Annotated in this window: 15 protein-coding genes and 1 pseudogene; 1 reads left to right on the forward strand and 15 read right to left on the reverse strand. The window is 38.0% G+C overall.

The genetic code is table 11. The features are described 5' to 3' along the window. Positions 1-287 precede the first annotated feature (287 nt). From MMB68_RS21285 to MMB68_RS21345, 13 genes are all read right to left on the reverse strand, one after another. Entirely contained in the window at positions 288-1634 is a 1347-nt protein-coding gene (locus MMB68_RS21285; RefSeq protein ID WP_269870941.1) for an MFS transporter, read from the reverse strand. Between the two features lie 64 nt (positions 1635-1698). Next, positions 1699-2718, reverse strand: coding sequence for a TAXI family TRAP transporter solute-binding subunit (locus MMB68_RS21290; protein ID WP_221782601.1), 1020 nt, complete (start codon positions 2716-2718; stop codon positions 1699-1701). 139 nt (positions 2719-2857) lie between these two features. Further along, positions 2858-4270 (reverse strand): sigma-54-dependent transcriptional regulator, encoded by a 1413-nt coding sequence (locus MMB68_RS21295; RefSeq protein ID WP_277447958.1) that lies wholly within the window; start codon positions 4268-4270, stop codon positions 2858-2860. Next, complete coding sequence (locus MMB68_RS21300; protein WP_269870943.1) at positions 4242-6305, reverse strand: transporter substrate-binding domain-containing protein; 2064 nt, start codon at positions 6303-6305, stop codon at positions 4242-4244. Before MMB68_RS21300 ends, MMB68_RS21295 begins: the two co-directional genes overlap by 29 nt. A 379-nt stretch (positions 6306-6684) precedes the next feature. Continuing rightward, on the reverse strand, positions 6685-7095 hold the full coding sequence (locus tag MMB68_RS21305; RefSeq protein WP_277447959.1) for a GNAT family N-acetyltransferase: 411 nt from the start codon (positions 7093-7095) through the stop codon (positions 6685-6687). Positions 7096-7183: 88 nt separating this feature from the next. Further along, positions 7184-7468 carry a DUF5316 family protein gene (locus tag MMB68_RS21310; protein WP_221782593.1) on the reverse strand — a complete coding sequence of 95 codons (285 nt, stop codon included), beginning with the start codon at positions 7466-7468 and terminating at the stop codon, positions 7184-7186. 162 nt (positions 7469-7630) lie between these two features. Further along, positions 7631-8113, reverse strand: coding sequence for a Cys-tRNA(Pro) deacylase (gene ybaK / locus MMB68_RS21315; protein ID WP_269871068.1), 483 nt, complete (start codon positions 8111-8113; stop codon positions 7631-7633). 96 nt (positions 8114-8209) lie between these two features. Continuing rightward, complete coding sequence (locus MMB68_RS21320) at positions 8210-9232, reverse strand: hypothetical protein (protein WP_269870945.1); 1023 nt, start codon at positions 9230-9232, stop codon at positions 8210-8212. A gap of 229 nt (positions 9233-9461) precedes the next feature. After that, positions 9462-10451 (reverse strand): ABC transporter ATP-binding protein, encoded by a 990-nt coding sequence (locus tag MMB68_RS21325; protein ID WP_269870946.1) that lies wholly within the window; start codon positions 10449-10451, stop codon positions 9462-9464. Continuing rightward, positions 10444-11442, reverse strand: coding sequence for an ABC transporter ATP-binding protein (locus tag MMB68_RS21330; protein ID WP_014460576.1), 999 nt, complete (start codon positions 11440-11442; stop codon positions 10444-10446). Before MMB68_RS21330 ends, MMB68_RS21325 begins: the two co-directional genes overlap by 8 nt. After that, positions 11439-12347 carry an ABC transporter permease gene (locus MMB68_RS21335; protein WP_277447963.1) on the reverse strand — a complete coding sequence of 303 codons (909 nt, stop codon included), beginning with the start codon at positions 12345-12347 and terminating at the stop codon, positions 11439-11441. Before MMB68_RS21335 ends, MMB68_RS21330 begins: the two co-directional genes overlap by 4 nt. Before the next feature lie 9 nt (positions 12348-12356). Continuing rightward, complete coding sequence (locus MMB68_RS21340) at positions 12357-13310, reverse strand: ABC transporter permease (RefSeq protein ID WP_050691645.1); 954 nt, start codon at positions 13308-13310, stop codon at positions 12357-12359. A gap of 59 nt (positions 13311-13369) precedes the next feature. Beyond that, positions 13370-14908, reverse strand: coding sequence for an ABC transporter substrate-binding protein (locus tag MMB68_RS21345; RefSeq protein ID WP_098331561.1), 1539 nt, complete (start codon positions 14906-14908; stop codon positions 13370-13372). 291 nt (positions 14909-15199) lie between these two features. Here MMB68_RS21345 and MMB68_RS21350 point away from each other — a divergent pair, with 291 nt between their 5' ends. Next, positions 15200-15946 (forward strand): gamma-glutamyl-gamma-aminobutyrate hydrolase family protein, encoded by a 747-nt coding sequence (locus tag MMB68_RS21350; RefSeq protein WP_277549314.1) that lies wholly within the window; start codon positions 15200-15202, stop codon positions 15944-15946. Positions 15947-16184: 238 nt separating this feature from the next. On the opposite strand, the pseudogene ppsA reads toward MMB68_RS21350, so the two are convergent. Together ppsA and MMB68_RS21360 are read right to left on the reverse strand one after the other, a co-directional pair. Next, positions 16185-18119: pseudogene (gene ppsA, locus MMB68_RS21355) on the reverse strand (phosphoenolpyruvate synthase); the annotation flags it as partial. 368 nt (positions 18120-18487) lie between these two features. Further along, positions 18488-18871: a hypothetical protein gene (locus MMB68_RS21360; RefSeq protein WP_277447966.1), complete on the reverse strand. Its 384-nt coding sequence runs from the start codon at positions 18869-18871 to the stop codon at positions 18488-18490. Positions 18872-19070 lie beyond the last annotated feature (199 nt).

Raw genomic sequence — 19070 nt, forward strand, 5'->3', positions numbered from 1 at the left:
TAAACTTAGTATAACGACTAGCCAATCAAAAAATTTTAAAAAGGAGTGTTCAAAATGACGAAAGCAAAGCCTAGTTTTAAACATTACTGGAATGAGATTATACGAGGGCTTATTATCACTAAATAGTGTACAAATTCATAATGCAAAACTATAGAAAAAAGAATTCTATAGCAAGAACAGTCACTTAGTACGTTTAATACATGTATACGCGCGGAATACTAGAAAAGGACTGGCTATAAAAGCCCGTCCTTTTTTATGTTATCAAACGATTATTTATTTAACCAAAATTAAAAACTGATATTATTTGGCGGTACATTGTCTCCTTTGTCCTCTTTCTTGAGCTCAGATTCTATGTATGAATCTTTAGAGGACTCTCCCATACGCCAATAAACAAGAAAGCTGATGGCAATACACCCTGCTACATAGAAAAAGAAAATTGATTCATGGCCAATACTTTTTAGCCATAGGGCGATAAATTCTGCTGTCCCTCCAAATACGGCGACTGTAAGTCCGTACGGTAATCCTACACCAAGAGCTCGAATCTCTGTTGGAAAAAGCTCAGCTTTTACAATTGCGTTAATCGATGTATAACCTGTTACAATGATAAGTCCAACTGTCATTAATAAAAAGGCCATGACTGGGTTATGTGCTTGTTTCATAAAAAGAAACAGCGGTACAGTCAGCAATGTTCCCAAAATACCAAAGCTCATTAACAGAGGTCTGCGTCCAATTTTATCTGATAGCATACCTGCTATTGGCTGAATGACAACAAATACAAGCAGCGCACAGAAGTTAATCCAGCTTACTACCCCTTTATCTAGTCCTACACTGTTTACCATAAATTTTTGCAGATACGTTGTATACGTATAAAACGCAACTGTTCCTCCTAATGTTAAGCCAATAACGGTCAACACCGCTTTAGGATGCTTCATCAGTGCTTTAATTGTCCCTGCATTTTCACGGCTTTCAGAGTCCATTTTAGAAAACTGTTCTGACTCATCCATTGTACGGCGCAGCCATAAAACGCTTAGCGCGCCGATTGCTCCAATAACAAAAGGAATACGCCAGCCCCATGAAATCATATCTGCTTCACTAAGAACGTTTTGCAGAATAATTTGAACACCTAATGCCACCAGCTGACCAGCAACAAGCGTCACATACTGAAAGCTTGAATAAAATCCTCTTCGCCCGCTGCTTGCCATTTCAGAAAGGTAAGTTGCAGACGTTCCGTATTCTCCTCCTAAGGAGATTCCTTGCAGCAAACGCGCTAGTACTAGAATAATAGGAGATAATAATCCTATGGTGCCATAGTTAGGAGTACAAGCGATAATAAAAGAACCGCTCGCCATAATGGTAATAGATAAGGTAAGCGCAGCCCGACGACCATATCGATCCGCGTAGCGTCCCATTAATAAACTACCGATTGGACGCATTAAGAAACCGACAGCAAAGATTGCCGCTGTGTTAAGCAGCTGACTTGTTGAATCACCTTCCGGGAAGAATTGCGATGAAAAATAGACGGCAAAAGCAGAGTAAACGTACCAATCGTACCATTCAATTAAATTCCCAACAGATCCTTTAAAAATATTACTTGTAACACGCCTGTTGTTTGCAGCTTCACTGGTATGAGCCATGAGTGATCCCTCTTTTCTTTAAGTAGTATTTTCTTCTGTATGACTTTATAGATAAAGATGTAGCTTACTTTATAATTCCTTTTTCTTCATAATACTTTTTTGCACCGGGGTGCAGTGGTAAAGGAAGTTGTTCTACCGCTTTTGCTAACGTTATTTTTTCAGCAGAGCTATTTGTTTGCTCAAGCTCTTCTATGTTTTCAAACAAAGCTTTTGTCAGTTCATATACTTTTTTTTGCGGCATATCTTTATTAGTAATCAAAAGGTTTTTAACCATGACTGTTTTTGTTTCTGTGTTGACATCCTTATATGTATCAGCCGGAATCATCCCACTCCCTAGTGGCGAGTATGATTTTTTTAATTTTGCTGTCACTTCTTCAGGAACTGAAATCAGTTCAATTTCGTTCGTTGAGGCTAACTCTGTAATTCCTGAGTTAGGATATCCAGAAGAAAGAAAAGCTGCATCTGCGGTTCCATTTTTAATTCCTTCAATCCCTTCAGAAAAAGGTAGAAACCGTGCATGAAAATCCTGAGTGCTGATGTCCATGCTGTTTAGAATCCTCATAGCCAATACCTCTGTACCACTGCCAAGCGCTCCTACTACCACGTTTTTCCCTTTTAAATCTTGAAGCGTATGAATTCTAGCCGACTTCAGAGCTACAATTTGCATATAGTTTGGATATAAAGAAGCTATTGCTCTTACATTGGATAAATCTTTCTTATTAATTACGGCTTTTTCTTTTCCCCCAGAACTTGCCAGCATATCTGCCATCGAAAAGCCGAGCTCGGCTTTTTTTTGCGCAATTTTACTAATATTTTCTACAGAAGCATCCGTTGTCTCTACGCTGGCTTGGATTCCTAGCTTTTCTCCATAAACTCTGGCTAGAGCATTGCCTAACTGAAAGTAAACACCTGTTGGTCCTCCTGTTACAATAGTAAGCGGTTTATCGTCAAACCCTTCACTAGCCTTTGCGTTAGAGTCAGTGCTGTTTTCTTTTTCCTTATGAATAGTTAGTAAATCTCTATTTAAGACGGCTATGATAAATATTAAACAGAAAACGAGCGCCACCCCTATATATCTTTTCATTTATTCACCTCTATTTCCTTTAATGTGGGCGCTTACAATAAGTATGTTGCAATTTTCGTGCCAACAAAAAAACGCTTAAATGGCAGAGGAACTGACAAGAACACGGCAAAAAATGCCGGGTAGAAACGGAAATATGTTCCTACTCGGCATTTTTTGCCTCCTTTTGTTGAATTGTGCGGTAAAGATGAAGTTTGTTACGGATACTTCGTTCACTGATACCGAGTGCCTGAGCTGTTTTTCTGCGGTTGCCTCCACACTCTTCAAGGACTGATTCGATAATTAGCTGCTCGGCTTCTTTCATCGTGTAGTTAATTGGAATATTAATTAATGTTGTTTCTTCGGTGAAATTCTCATTCTCATAGCGTGACAAAGAAGTCTCTTGTTCGTGTTGAACGGTTATAGGTAAATCTTTTTCCGTAATGGTTCCACCTTTGGCCATCGCAACGGCATATTCAAGGATGTTTCCTAGCTGTCTTATATTTCCGGGGTAATCATACGTTAAAAGCTTTTTATACGCATCTGAAGAAAGTACACAAAGCGGTTTCTCCATTTCTTCTGAGTATTTTTGCAAAAAGTATGGAATAAGAAGCGCTATATCTTCCTTTCGTTCACGTAATGGCGGTAATGTGATAGGGATGACATTTAAGCGAAAATATAAGTCTTCGCGAAAGCCGTTTTCTTTTACCATACGATTCAATTCTTTATTAGTGGCACTCACAATACGAACATCTACTTTTCTTGTTTCAGATGAGCCAAGAGGCGTTATTTCTTTTTCTTGTAAAAATCGAAGCATTTTTGCTTGCAACGACGGAGGCATTTCACCAATTTCATCGAGAAAAAGAGTTCCCCCATCAGCTGCGGCTACTTTCCCGCTTTGATTGCGAGTAGCTCCTGTAAAAGCGCCTTTCACAAAACCAAAAAGTTCACTTTCAAGCAAAGCCTCTGGAATAGCCGCACAATTAACGGAAATAAACGGTCCGTTTGTTCGCTTTCCCTGCCGGTGGATCCCTCGCGCTACTAGCTCTTTTCCAGTGCCGCTTTCACCAAATATAAGTACGTTCGAATCAATGTCTTTTACTCTATTAATAATCGAAAAAACTTGTTTCATAGCTGCACTTTCACCAATCATTTGATCGTAGCCTTTTATTTTCTCAATCGTTTCGCTTAATTCACGAACTTTATCATGAAGCTCCTGGTGTTCAAGCGTTTTTTCAATTAATATATGAAGCTCTTCAATATCAAGAGGCTTTGTAATGTAATGGTAAGCTCCTCTTTTAATAGCTTCTATAGACGATTCAATCGTCCCGTAAGCCGTCATCATAATAATGGATGTTTGAGGCTGAATGTCTTTAATTTTACTTAGCACTTCAAGCCCATTATATTCGCCGAGTCGCCAATCCAGCAAAACAACGTGCACAGGCTGACTGCGTAAAAATTGATAAGCTTCCGGTACTTCTGTAAGATTGGTCACTTCGTAGTTTGTTTCTAGAGCAAAACGAAGAGATGAACCAATAGCAGGTTCGTCATCGAGAATGAGAACAGTCGGTTTCATATGAATGGCCTCCTTTTTCTTTCGTAACAGGCAAGACAATCGTAAATGTTGTACCATTTCCTTTTTTTGTTTGCATCGTAATTTCTCCATTATTCTCTTCTATCCACTGATAGCATAGTGATAAACCAAGACCCACTCCCTGCTTTTTTGTTGTATAGAAAGGTTCCATAATATGTGGGACGTCTTTTTCATCTATGCCTTTTCCTGTATCACTAACATCAATAAAACCCAATCCATTTTCTGTTACAGCCCTGATAGAGAGCTCCTTACGAGGACTGCTTTCCATCGCGTCCAGCGCATTTAACATCAGGTTTAGCATAATTTGTTTAATTTGATCGGGATCACTGTAAAGACGCATACCCGGTTCAATATCAAGAGATAAGTGAACCGCTTTCTTTTTTAACGTAGGGCTAATAATAACCGCTACAGAGTTTATAAACGTTTCTACGTCAAAAGCTATTTTCTGCGGGTATTTGGGCCGAGCATAGTCTACTAAACTTTCAACAATACGATTCATTCTTCTTAGTGCTTCTGGAACGTGCTTGGACAATTCTTTTCGAAACTCTGGATTTTCATATTTATTTGGCAGCAAATCAATAAACGTTTTTACGGATGTAAGCGGATTACGAATTTCGTGTGCTACCCCTGCGACCAGCTGACCTAACGCACGCATTTTCTCTTGAGTTGCTAACTTCTTCTCAAGCAGTCTTTCTTCAGAACGATCGGCTAGTGTCAGTAAATAACCGTTCATTTTAGTTGTATCTTCATAAAGCGGAATTACTCGATACAATACAAAATAGACTTCTCCATTTTGTTTGTGCTGAATTTCTTTTGTAAATGGCAATGCCATTTGCGATTGCTTTATCGGTTTATACATTTTAAAAATTTGCTGAATAAGCGGATGTTTATGAATATGACTAGATTGAAATGTTTCATCCTTTATAAGAAGAATTTCCTTTGCCCGTTGATTGATAGTTGTAAGATTTAGCGATTGATCAAATGTAAGAATTCCATAATACATATGGTTAATAACTTGTGTCTGAAATGCATGCGCCTGTGAAATTGCTTTTTGCTGAATCTGCAGCTTTTGATTCGCATCAGCAAGCGCCGATGTACGTTTTTTTACTTCTTTTTTTAATCGCTTGTTCCAAAGATATATGGTAAATAAACTACCTAGTGTTAAGACAACTATAATAAGAAGAAAAATAATCCAATTGCGCAATTCTTTTAGGCGTTCTTCTGAAGAAGAAACAAACCATTTTCTATATAGTTCTTGATATGTTCCATCCGCCTGCATACGTGAAATTGAACGGTTAATGATCGATAAAAATTTTGTGTTTTCAGGTCGGGTTGCAACCGCAAACTCTGAAGGTATTCCTACATTATCGAGTATAGTGTACTGTCCTTTTTTCTTTGATTTCTCAAGATAAAATTCCGCGGTCCACTTGTTTGAAAAAAAAGCATCAGCCCGATTTAAAAACAGGAGATTGAGCGCATCCTCTGGATTTAAAGCCACTTGAAACTCTATGTTTCTTACATTCATCAGCAGTTCAAAGGAGATTTTATCTTCCCGCATGGCAACTGTTTTGCCTCGTAAATCGGTTAAAGATGTAACCGAGGATTTTAATGAGTTTGGAATGACTACGGCATCTGCCATCGTAAAATATGGATCGGAAAACTTAAACACTTGATTTTGATTAGCCGAATACTCCAAGCCCATAATGGCATCAATTTTACCTTCTTGCAGTGCTTTTGTTGCTTGATAAAGATCCATTGGAATATATGTAAATTTCACATTCTCTTCTTTCACTATTTGATTGAGCATATCAATACTAAAACCAGTAAATACTCCTTCATCGTTCACGTAAGAAAAAGGCGCAAGATGTTTTTCTCCAGCAATGCGGTATGTCTTTTTTTCGGCTGCGTAATTTGCTTTTTTATTGGGTACAGTTTCTGCTTTTACAGAAACCGGAAGATAAGCTAGAAATAAGATAATAGATAAAATAAAACAAAACGGGCGGAGTGTAACATACATAAGATATAGCTGTCTCCTTTTAAAAAACCTTTAGTTAAGTAGATGAAAAATGTCTTTTATTATTATGTATTTCTTAAGGTATTGGAATTTCAAGAACTAAAATAAAATGATATTGAAATATTCTGTCAATCTTTTTTATAAAGAAAAGCCTCTTTCTAGAGGCTTTTTGTTATCGCAAACAAAACATATTTGTTCGGTAATTAATATTCTTTTACTCTCGGCCTTTAGCTTCTTTGATGTTAAGTTGTATGTAATGTAATTTTAGCTCTATAAATATAATGAGCTGCTAAATGTATTATATCATATTTTGAGTGCCTTTTATTTGCTTTCGTTATTGGTCATCTTGCAGCTCTCTTTTTCTTGCAATCCAAAATTTATCTCATTGAACTTTAAATTCACACAAAAAGTGTTCCACTCCGAGATATTTTTCGCCTAAACTTGTTATTTGGAAGCCAAAATTAGAATAAAAGTCTACTGCCTCTTTATCTGTCTCAGCAAAAATAGAATGTATATCATAGTTCTTACAAAGAAAGCTAATCATGCTGCTTCCTATTCCTTTCCCTCTCTCTTTTGGTAAAACAGCTATATGCTTTATAACAGCTTCCTTGGCGTTAAGAAATTCAACTCCTATACAGCTAACTGTTTCTCCATTTACTTCAATACTATATAATTTCCGACTTGGCAAACACGTGTATTTTTTATACTCCTCATTAACCTTCTCTTCTAAAGTTGCATAAGATAACAGCTTTTTTATTGTTGGATTCACTGCAGTTGAAGTAATTTCTTTCACCCTAGCACCTCTTTTCACTATTATCTTATGAAGAACTAGTTTATTTTTTTAGGACCTTGCGGCTTGCTCTTACATACCAAAGAATAAACTATACGAAGTAATGAATGAGAAGAAATACGCCAAGCACTGGAGCGGCAGCTAGCATAAGGTTTATAGAGTTTGTAATTCTCCACTTCTTGTCTATTTTTGATTCTGTGGAAAGGTTAGCTCTCATTCGATCACCGCTTACAGCTGCTCCAGATATGATAAGAGCTAGCCCCACTAATATAATGAAAGCGGTGAAAAGTACTGTTTCTGAATTTACGTTAGCTATTGTACATGCTACTAAAAGAATAAAAGATAAAATGAACCCACCAATAATTGATTTAATCATTTCTGTCTTCCTCCTAGTTTTTTTATAAAACCCCACATATTATCTATATAATATCATTTTTCTATATTTTTACTTTTATTTTTGTTATTCCAACAGTAATTAAAGCAGCTAAAAAAGCGAAACGCTTATGTCTAAGTGCGTTTCGCTCAAGGGAACTACATTTCAACTATCTTTTGTGATGTCTGCCGGACGTATACGAATTACTTTTGATAAGTCACTTAGTGGTAACTGTATCTGATGACCTACACGCCCGCCTGAAAAGTAAATCGTTTCACAGTCTTCTGCGGTAGAGTCAATGAAGGTTGTGAACTGCTTTTTCATTCCGATAGGAGAACACCCGCCGTGAACATATCCTGTAAGAGGCAACAGTTCTTTTTGAGGAATCATTTCCAAAGACTTTTCACCAGCTGCTTTTGCCGCTTTCTTTAAATCAAGCTCCTTTTCAACCGGTACCATGAAGACATAATGTTCTTTTGATTTTCCTACGGTCACAAGTGTCTTGAAGACTTTAGCAAGATCCTCTCCGAGCGAAGTAGCTACCTGTACCCCACTCAGCTTTTTAGTGTCATAAGAATAATAGTTGTACTCAATTTTTTTCTGATCTAAAATTCGCATGACATTCGTTTTATCTGCTTTTTTACCCATAATTATCACCGATACCATCATAACACGTTTTGTTTTCATATCACCATATATTAGGATAGGTAGGTTAGTAAGGGTTATTTTGTTTATAAAAATATTTTAGTTGCTTTCTTTTAAATCGGCATATGCATCAGCTACTTCTCCAGTTTGCGGATTTACTGTATAAAAACCATAAAAAGCTTCGTGTTCCGTGGAATCCGCTGTTGCTTCTTGATATTGATAGACACGTATTGAATAATTCCCTTCTGGAGTATCCCCATCATATACATAATGCATATTATCCATTGATAAACTCAGAAATTCTTTTACACGCTGTTCTGCCTCTTCGTGTGTCAACAGATTTTGTGATTTTCCTGATGGAATTTCTTCTGTGCTTGATTCTTCGCTCTTTTCTTGGTCTTGTTTCTCTTCTTGGGCATCTTCTGAAACCGTATTGTCGTTAGTGTTCTCTTCTTGTGGCACTATATCACCTCTTTGATATCTACCTTCGTAGTACACACCTATCCCTCCAGCTCTTGAACAATTAGAAATCTCTTCAACTTGGATATAACTCTTATGGTTAGTCATCTTAATCATACAACCGCTTTCTATATCATCCGTTGTTTGAGTAGCGACATTCCCTTCAATCTTCGCAGTTCCTTCCACGTCCCCTGCGCTTACAAGTCCTGTACTAACATCTTTTGGGTTATCTAAGTGATTCGAATTTAGTTTGAATTTAAACGTATTACCTTTTAGATTAGTAATATCTATTCCAGCAGGATCAGTATCAATATTTCTGCTCCACGTGCTACCCCAGTCAACTCGACTAGGTGCTGATTCAGTTTTTTCTGCTGCTTTCGTAGAATTTTCTTCCTGTTTATTCCCTTGCTTTGAGGAGTCTTTCTCTTTTTCTGCGACTTTATTTGTTTCTTCATCTGACTCTTTCGTAGCATTATCTTGAGGCTCTTTCTTCTTGATTGCTTGGTTACCTTCTCCTGTTAGTTCTGCATTTTTCTTCATTGCGTTCTCCTCAGTTGCTTGACTGCTTGTAGCAGCTTCCTTTTCATCTAAAAAATCACACCCGGTTAAGCTACCTATACATAACAGTAATGAAATCCCCAAAACAAAAGATTCTTTTTCCATCCAAAAACTCCTTTTTATGTATATTTATAGAACTATATTATCATTAAAATATTCGTTTTTTATATAAAAATGAATCTAATATGCTAAATAATGACTTTTCTCAACCCATTGAACCTACTGTTTTTACAAAAAAAGCCACTAGAGACACTAGTGACTTTTTCATTTCTATTTATTCGATTGTGCTGCTGTATCAATACGTAGGTTTTCCCTATCGCTACAGCTTTTCACCTTAACTATAAAGATGACATTTTACTTTATGATGGCTGTCAATCACTGTATCTTCAGGTGTTTCTTTCATGCAGCGGTCAAATGCGAACGGGCATCTTTTATGAAACGCACAGCCTGAAGGTGGATTAAGAGGAGAAGGAATTTCACCTTTAACCTCAATTTTTTCGCGTTTTTCATGTTCGTGAATTGCCGGGACAGATGATAAAAGAAGTTTTGTGTAAGGATGACGAGGGTTTGAAAAAATCTCATCTGTTGGCCCTTCTTCTACTAATCTTCCTAAATACATCACGCCAACGCGATCTGCAATATGTCTTACGACGCTTAAATCGTGGGAGATAAAGAGATATGAAAGCTTCATTTCTCTTTGCAAACTGCGCAGTAAGTTTAAGATTTGTGCTTGAATGGATACGTCCAGCGCTGAAACCGGCTCATCACAAATGATAAGCTTTGGATTTAAAATCAATGAACGCGCAATGCCTATGCGCTGGCGCTGCCCCCCTGAAAATTCGTGCGGATAGCGGTTGTAATCTTCTTCGTTAAATCCAAGCTTTTTTAATAACTCAATGACAAGCTTCTTTCGTTCGCTTTTTACGCCTACATTATGAATTGTTAATGTTTCTTGAATGGAAGCACCAATTTTTTTTCTTGGATTAAGAGAAGTATGCGGATCTTGGAAAATCATTTGTAAATCTTTACGAATCGTTCGTAAGCGTGATGCTTTAGATTCGAAAATACTTTCTCCATTAAACTGTGCTTCTCCGCCCGTTGGTTCTACTAATTTTAAAAGCGTGCGCCCTGCTGTACTTTTCCCGCAGCCAGATTCACCTACTAATCCGTACGTTTCGCCTTCATAAATGTCAAAGGATACATCTTGAACCGCTTTGATTTGTCCCTTCGCTTTTCCTAAAGCAGAACGAACCGGATAGTATTTTTGCAGGTTGCGAACTTCAAGCAAGGGCTTCACGCTTTGCTGTTTTGCTTCACTAGACATACGCAACCTCTCCTTCTTGAATTTTTTCATAGTGCCAGCATCGAACGCGATGCGTCTCATCGGCATGCTCTAAAACAGGCACTTCTTTATGGCATTTTTCCGTTGCAAACGGGCATCTTGGTGCAAAACGACAGCCGTCTGGCACGTTTGAAAGCGGCGGAACCGTTCCTGGAATAGACGAAAGCTCTTGTGTTCTGTCGCCATCTAAGTGAGGAACCGACTTAATTAAGCCCATTGTATAAGGATGAAGCGGCTTTGAAAACAGCGTTTTAACGTCCGTTTCTTCCATCACTTGTCCTAAATACATCACGGCTACTTTTGTACAAATATTAGCGACAACTCCTAAGTCATGGGTGATGAACAGCACGCCCATGTTGAGCTTATCTTTTAAATCCATCATAAGGTCAAGGATTTGCGCTTGAATGGTTACGTCTAAAGCCGTTGTTGGCTCATCAGCAATAAGAAGCTTCGGCTCGCAGGCTAAAGCCATCGCAATCATAATGCGCTGCCTCATTCCTCCCGAGATTTCATGAGGATACTCTTTTGCTCGCTGTTCTGGAGACGGAATGCCAGTTAGTCTCAAAAGCTCTACGACTTTCTTTTGCGCTTCTTTTTTAGAGACTTTTTGATGCAGACGAATCACTTCAGCAATTTGTTTTCCAATTGGCATAACGGGATTTAATGACGACATGGGATCCTGGAAAATCATTGAGATTTCGTTTCCTCTTAGCTTTTGAATTTGCTTTGAAGACATGTCCAATAAGTTTTTTCCTTCAAACAAAATCTTACCATCGTAGCTTGTTAGGTCTTCATCTAATAGCTGAAGAATAGATTCGGACGTTACGCTTTTTCCAGATCCGGATTCACCGACAATGCCTAATACTTCTCCTTTATTTAATTGAAGAGATACATTGTCCACAGCCGTTACTTCTCCGCTATACGTTGTAAAAGTTACTTGTAAGTCTTCTAATTTTAAAAGGGCATTACTCAACGTTTTTTCCTCCTTTTCTTCATCATTACGTTTTTCGGATTTAACCAATCGCGCAGACCGTCACCAAATAAATTAAGACCGAGTACAATTAAAATGATGAATACACCCGGAAACACGGTCATCCACCATGCGTTGTAAATCGCAAGCTTTCCGTCATACAGCATATTTCCTAAGCTTGGCGTTGGCGCAGGAATTCCCGCTCCTAAAAAGCTTAGAGAAGCCTCTGTTAAAATCGTCACGGCAAACACGTATGTTACTTGAACGATTAAAGGTGATAAGACGTTTGGTGCCATATGAAAACAAATGATTCGAAGTGAGCTTGCTCCTTGAGCTTTTAGCGCTTCAATAAACGTTTTTTCTTTTACAACAAGCGCAGCTGAACGAACAATTCTCGCAATCGAAGGAATAAATACAAGGCTCAGTGCGATAATAACGTTGCTTGTTTTAGGTCCTAAAGCAGACATGATGGCAATTGCTAGTAAAATAGATGGAAAAGCAAACAAGCCGTCACAAATTCTCATTAAAATATAATCGAGAATTTTATAATAAGAAGATAAAAGTCCAACGATTAAACCAAGTACAGTAGCAATAATTGTTACTGCTGCTCCAATCATTAACGATATTCTGACGCCGTACATTGTCCGACTAAATACATCTCGTCCAAAGTTATCCGTTCCAAACCAGTGCGTGCTTGACGGCGGTGCTAATCGATTTGCAGGATCGATTTGTAAGCTGCCAAAAGGAGAAATGAGCGGAGCAAAAACAGCAATCAAAATAGATAATAAAATAAGTATCGCTCCTCTTACTAGCAAGCGATTTGAGAAAAAACGCGCTACCGCTAGGTTTCTTTTTTTCTTTGCAGTTACTGAAATGGTCTCTGTATTTTGTTGTGCGTTCACATTCATCACCCTCCTTTAATCATGATAAGAATTGCGTACACGCGGATCGATCACGGCATACAGCAAGTCAACAACTAAATTGATGACCACATAAGCAACCGTAATTAAAAGTACGGCTCCTTGAATAAGCGCGTAATCACGGCGTTCAATTGATGAAACAATCAGCTGACCTAACCCGGGGATGTTAAATAATGATTCTGTTACCGCCGCTCCGGTCACAAGTCCCGCAAATGATTCTCCGATAACTGTTAAAATCGGTAAAAAACTCACGCGCAGCGTGTGCTTAAGCATAATTGTACGTTCATTTAATCCTTTTGCTTTTGCCGTTTTAACAAAGTTTTCAGAAATGGTATCAAGTAAAGAGGAACGCGTCATACGCGTAATTAATGCAGCTTGAATCGCTCCAAGCGTAATCGTTGGTAAAACTAAGTACTTTAAATACTCAAATAATCCAGCATTTAACGGAACGTATCCTGAAACAGGAAAAATTCGAAGCTGTACCGCAAAAAGCAAAATAAGGAATGAACCGAGAAGAAAGCTAGGAATGGAAATACCTAAAAGGCTGGCTCCCATAATGCTTTCATCACGAATCGTTCCTTTATGTTTAGCTGCATATATACCAAATAGTAAAGCAAACGCCACGCCAAAAATTTGCGCGAGTATAGCTAGAGAAACCGTAGGACCTACATTATCCCAAATTGCCCCGAGCACAGGTTTATTTAAAAAGTAGGAATAGCCAAAATCTCCGTGAAAAATATTAGATAGCCAGATAAAGTATTGATTAATAACAGGTTCATCCAATCCCATTTCTTTGCTCAGCGCTGCAATTTGTTCCGGACTTGCGCCTTGTCCTAAAATGATTGCTGCGGGACTCCCAGGCGTTAAGCGCGTAATTAAGAACACAACAATAGATACAATGAATAAAACAGGAATTAGTGCAAAAAGTCTCTTAAGTGTATAAGCTCCCATCGTAAACTCCTTTCTAAAACAGAGAGCATAAGCTCCCTGTTTATTAGAATAATAAGATATTATTTTGTTAAACTCATATTGTAGAAAATTGGACCTAAATTATACTCATAGCCTTTTGCGTTGTTAGAAACAGCATTGATGTTCACTTTATGACCAATAAGCGTGAATGGAAGCTCGTCCCATACGTATTGTTGAATCGCATCAATGTCACCGCGAGCTTCTTTAACAGAAGGAGCAGCTTTAATTTTGTTTAAGTAGTCCATTGATTTTTCAACTGATGTACCTTTTGTAGTCCAGAATCCTTGGAAGATGGTAGAACGAGCATTCCAGTCAACAGGATAGATGTCCCATTGGCTTGTATCACTCATTTTATCGCTGAATGTCGCCCAGTCGTATACTTCTAATTTTACATTCATACCAATGTCTTTTAACTCTTGTTGAACCACAACAGCTGTATTGTATTGATCTTGGTAATCACGAGACGCCATTAAGCGAATTTCTTCTCCGTTATAACCAGATTTCTTCAAATATTCTTTTGCTTTTTTCTTATCATGCTGGTTATATTCTTCTTTTCCAGCTGTACTGTAGTAATTTGGATACTCTTTGTTCACAATGGATGAAGAAAGCTTGTAATAATCTGAGCTTCCGTAAGAACTGTCTAAGATATCTTTTGAGTTAAGAGCTGCGTTAACTGCTTTTCGTGCATTGATGTCTTTAAAGACGCCTTTATCTGCGTTGTAGAAAAGTCCCATAAATCCGCCTGGTGATGTTTCTACTTTTGCATTTTGGCTGCCTTCAACTTGTTTGGCATTATCACTTGATACAGATAGCGCAACGTCAAATTGTCCGGTTGTAATACCAGAAATCCTAGTTGACTCATCGCTTACGAAACTAATCTTAATTTCATCGACGTGAGGAGTTTTCTTAACTTCGCGGCCTTTCGAAGAATAATCTTTAAATTTCTCTAATAAAAGATATTGATTTTTCTTCCATTCTTTTACTTTATATGGACCTGTTCCTATGTAGTCTTTGATCCCTTCATCAGATGCATTATCAACCACTTCTTTTGGTAAAATAGCTGCTGCGGGGATTGGATCAGCTAATAAAGAAAGCGTGTTAACATTTGGCGATGGTAAATGAAGTTCTACCGTATAATCACCGGTTTTGGTCATTTCAGCACCAGAGAAGTTTGTTTTTCCAAGAGACGATAGCTTAATCCAGCGGTTAATAGAAGCGACAACGTCATCTGCAGTCATTTCTTTACCATTATGGAATTTAACCCCTTTTCTTAATTGGAACGTGTATGTTTTTTTATCGTCGCTAATATCTACTTTAGACGCTAAGTCAGGCTTAGGATTTCCTTTGTCGTCTAAAATCATTAGTCCTTCGTAGATACTGCGCGTTGCGTCTTTCACATCTGAGTCCCCAGTAATTTGAGCATCTAGCGTTGCTGGCTCACTTTGAGACGCGACGTTTAGCGTTCCGCCTTCTTTTCCTTCTTTTTCACTTGAAGAATTTTTGCTTGCGTTACCACTGCACCCTGCTACCATGAGGACAATGGTTAAAAGAGAGATGAAAAGTAAATAAGTCCTTTTCACTAAAATCACTCCTATTTCCTTGTATAAAATTTTAATCCGACTATAATAAGAAGAATAGTAGGAATGTGAACAATTGTAGCACTACCTTCTACCTTTGGCAATTAGTATTTTTAACATACAGAGGCTATTATACCATTTTCTATTAAATAAATATGGTATATATGTATAATAGTTGAACAAAAGAACCATTTATTTCTTATAGAGCAAGCAATTGAGAACACTTTATCAACGCAGTAAAAAAGAAAAAACATCTCAAGAAATGGTAATTTAACAAAAAAGGAGAAAACAACAGTGGGATTTTTAATTGGTATATCAGGAAGCATTATTGTCGATCAAGGAGGACGCTTTCCAGGCTATAAGCGAGCGTATGTAAATAACGACTATATCGAATCAACAGCGCTCAGCGGCGGAGTTCCTTTTGTCTTGCCAGTGTTAGAAGACGAAGAAATGATTAAAGCGCAGGCAGAAAGTATAGACGGGTTGATTTTATCAGGTGGACAAGACGTCAATCCCCTTTTATACGGTGAAGAACCGACAACTAAAACAGGTTCACCTTTTTTAGCACGAGATCAGTCTGAACAGCTATTGTTAAAGCATGTGATTGATCATGGAAAGCCGGTATTAGCAATTTGCCGCGGCTTACAAATTTTAAACGTTGCTTACGGCGGCACTCTTTATCAAGATATGTCAGACATTAAAGAGTCATTTATCAAACATGATCAATACAACAATACAAGCGACCCTTCTCATTCCATCATGATTAAAGACGGAACACGCCTGCATGACCTTTACGGTAATCAAGCTCTCATTAATTCATTTCACCACCAAGCGATTAAAGACGTAGCGCCAGGCTTTGAAGTTTCCGCATGGGCAAAAGACGGAGTCATTGAAGCCATTGAAAAACAAGGAAATCAATTTGTAGTCGGCGTCCAGTGGCATCCAGAAATGATGGCAAAAGAACATACTTCAATGCTAAACTTGTTCAAACTGTTTATGGAGCATGTGCAGCAGTCGGCTGTAAAAAAAGTCATCATTTGACGTTTTAATCTACTGCGTCACCAATACAAAAAGGCAGGCCGTTATAATGGCCTGCCTTTTTGTATTACCTGAAGATACGCATAGAAATCTACACAAATTTTCATCTATTAATAAAGAAGAAAAACAGCGCAAGCATCTTTAGTTTTTACAATAGTTCAATATACCCTTCTGTTCCATGTACGCGAATTCGCTGTCCGTCTTTTATCAGCCGAGTAGCATTCTCTACTCCGACAACCGCTGGCAATTGCTTTAATCGATTTAATAGCTCTTGCTCTTTTTTTAAGGCTTCCTGCAGGCCTTTTTCAAATTTTTGTTTGCTAGCGTTAGCCTCAAAGTTTTTAATATTACCAAGAATCACAGGAATAAGTGCAGCCGGCTTTTCGCTCCATCGAGTTTTCGTAATATCGATTTCGCCGGGACATCGCATTCCGTATTTGCTGAGATAATCATAGATAGCGTCTTGAGTTTTCTCTCCGCCTTCAAACTTAACCAGTTTCTCCAAAAAGTTATCATCTTTTCCATGTTTTAAATAATGAATGACTTCTGGATAAGGACGAATCACATCTGCGACATCCAATAGCGCCAGACCCATTTCTGAAGTAATATTGTTTGGTACAGATTGAGAAAGCACGTCTGCTGCGTTTTTTTCACCTAGCCACGTCTCCATTTTTTCATTGATCCATGATGAAGCATCCATAGCGGTCATAAACACAGCTGTACTTTGTGGATCAAATAAAATCTTCTTTAATATCCTGATATCTTCTGAAATAAAATCGACTAACTCCGACCCAGATTTCGTCTGGATGGTTTGCTTTAGCTCTTCTATTGATGCTTGATTCTTCTTGATCAAGTCAGAAACGATCGTCGAGTCGTTTTCGATTTGTGCCTTAGGCTTCGTAGGCGGCACGCTTTTATTGCTTTTACCGGAACTTTGATCATTTGGTAAAGGTTTTATAAAGTCTCCCCGCTCCATTATGCTTGTAAGTGCGTCTTTCATGAGCGGATCATGTTGTCCCATGGCACCTAACATCCTTTTTCTGCTGTCAGGGGAAGCCAGCATAGGCGTGACATCGACAAATAGCCTTCCACCGGCTGTACGCATAGGTGCATTAGTCGTTAACAGAAAAAAAGACAATCCCAGTGGTTTCATGGCATCGGTCATCATTTGTTGGTGTCCAACAGATACATACACGTGATTTTCTTGATCATCTGCTTCAGGAATTGGATATAAAGTAGTGATTGGACGACTTTGGACAATATAAAATGTATCATCAGCCAAGCACCACTCGATATCTTGAGGACAATCAAAATAAGCTTCAAGCTGTCTTCCAACGCGTTCTAGCTGTAAAATTTGAAAGTCAGTGAGCGCTTGCATTTTTTGCAGATCGAAATGAACTTCCTTCGTTTCTGTTCCCCCTTCTTTTAATCCATAAATAGCTACCTTTTTAGCTGCTATTTTTTTATCGACGATTTCTCCTTCTTTTACTTTATAGCAATCGGCAGAGACCAAACCTGACACCAGCGCTTCTCCAAGTTCAAAGCCCGCATCGATTGATAACAGATTTCGGTTAGAAGTAATTGGGTCAGCGGTAAATAAAATACCTGAAGCCTGCGGGAAAACCATTCGTTGAACAATAACCGATACGTGCACTTGACTATGGTCAAATCCATTTTTAATCCGGTAGGTTACCGCGCGATTTGTAAACAGGGAAGCCCAGCATTTGCTAATGTGCTCAAGGATGGCTTCTTTGCCTCTGATATTTAAATAGGTGTCATGCTGACCAGCAAAAGAAGCATGTGGCAGATCTTCAGCTGTCGCACTTGAACGAACTGCATAAGCATGCTCTTCCCCAAACTGAGAGAGAGAATGAATAACTGCTTTTATAACGTCAGAAGGAATTTTTATTTCCAGAATAATTTGGCGAATTTTTTCGCTAATTTCACCAATTTGATCTCGGTCAACAGCTTTTAGCATCGTCAGCTGGTTCAGTAACGCTTGAAACGTTTCATTTTGTTCAAGGGCTTTTTGATACCCGGCCGCTGTCACACAAAATCCTTCCGGTACTTGTATTCCTTGAATTTTTGATAACGCCCCTAAATTCAAGCCTTTTCCTCCAACAAGTGAAAGCTGTGTTTCTTCTATTTCTTGAAAGCTAAGAACTAAAGAGTTCATTCAACATCTCTCCTAACCGGTAATGTTTTATTGATTTTACCAGCAGTAAATGAGAATAAACAGTCTATATCGGCGTTTTTTTATGTGGTATAATTAAAGTAGGAGGAGAAATACACGCCTTTTTGTTTGCGTTTACATATTTGGAAGTTGTATAACTAACTTATCTAATTGATTTGTATCCTTTTTAAAGCAGATAAGCACACGCCTCATAACGCTGCTATTCTTCCCGCCTAGTTTGACCGCAAGAGAATTCTTTTCAATGTTTTTAATCATTTCATCTTCTCATACAGAATAAATTTCTTTTTCCCCCTTCTTTCAGCTAGTCACCTGAAGAGTCTAGCCCATCAAATGACTAACTCTCTTTTTTGCTATTTTGAAATCATAGCGTTACGAATGTATCTCTTAGCTCGTTTTCTAGCAAGTGTATAAATAATCACCTGCAGCACAAGCGCCGCAAGGCTTATCAGTACTACTTGTTCGACAGAATTAAAGGGCGAAAAATATTTCTCCCATTTAGAATCAGGCAGCCTTAATGCATTATAAAAATATGAAGTACTAAAAGAAATTATATTTCCTAAAATAAGTGATAAATCCGCTCTAATAAGCCCACTTACATAAGACAGTGCTAGTGTAACTATGGCCATGATTATATAGCTTACCTTTGAATCATCCTCAAAATCTTTTCGCATAGATAAATAAACATATGGAATGCAGTAAATGGTAAAAATTATAAAAGGAAGTAGTCTTCTCATATAGTAATCTCTCCAATAGTTAGGATTCGACATAGTTTTCTATTATTATAAATTACCGAAGAGAATTTTTTCCAGTTTTTTGTACGCAGAGAGTGTAGAAATACTTATATGTATCATCATCGTTTGTAGAATCATTCCTTAGGGCAAAGTAAAAAAGCACGCTTATGAGTGCTTTTTTACAGCGTATTTATTTAAACAG

The organism is Priestia sp. Y58 (assembly GCF_029522095.1).
In the GTDB taxonomy this organism is placed as follows: domain Bacteria; phylum Bacillota; class Bacilli; order Bacillales; family Bacillaceae_H; genus Priestia; species Priestia megaterium_E.

Bases quoted from the DNA above. Each gene is read 5' to 3' on its own strand.
- MMB68_RS21285 (WP_269870941.1), bottom strand. From the start codon at position 1,634: ATGGCTCATACCAGTGAAGCTGCAAACAACAGGCGTGTTACAAGTAAT.
- MMB68_RS21290 (WP_221782601.1), bottom strand. From the start codon at position 2,718: ATGAAAAGATATATAGGGGTGGCGCTCGTTTTCTGTTTAATATTTATC.
- MMB68_RS21295 (WP_277447958.1), bottom strand. From the start codon at position 4,270: ATGAAACCGACTGTTCTCATTCTCGATGACGAACCTGCTATTGGTTCA.
- MMB68_RS21300 (WP_269870943.1), bottom strand. From the start codon at position 6,305: ATGTATGTTACACTCCGCCCGTTTTGTTTTATTTTATCTATTATCTTA.
- MMB68_RS21310 (WP_221782593.1), bottom strand. From the start codon at position 7,468: ATGATTAAATCAATTATTGGTGGGTTCATTTTATCTTTTATTCTTTTA.
- ybaK (WP_269871068.1), bottom strand. From the start codon at position 8,113: ATGGGTAAAAAAGCAGATAAAACGAATGTCATGCGAATTTTAGATCAG.
- MMB68_RS21320 (WP_269870945.1), bottom strand. From the start codon at position 9,232: ATGGAAAAAGAATCTTTTGTTTTGGGGATTTCATTACTGTTATGTATA.
- MMB68_RS21325 (WP_269870946.1), bottom strand. From the start codon at position 10,451: ATGTCTAGTGAAGCAAAACAGCAAAGCGTGAAGCCCTTGCTTGAAGTT.
- MMB68_RS21335 (WP_277447963.1), bottom strand. From the start codon at position 12,347: ATGAATGTGAACGCACAACAAAATACAGAGACCATTTCAGTAACTGCA.
- MMB68_RS21340 (WP_050691645.1), bottom strand. From the start codon at position 13,310: ATGGGAGCTTATACACTTAAGAGACTTTTTGCACTAATTCCTGTTTTA.
- MMB68_RS21360 (WP_277447966.1), bottom strand. From the start codon at position 18,871: ATGAGAAGACTACTTCCTTTTATAATTTTTACCATTTACTGCATTCCA.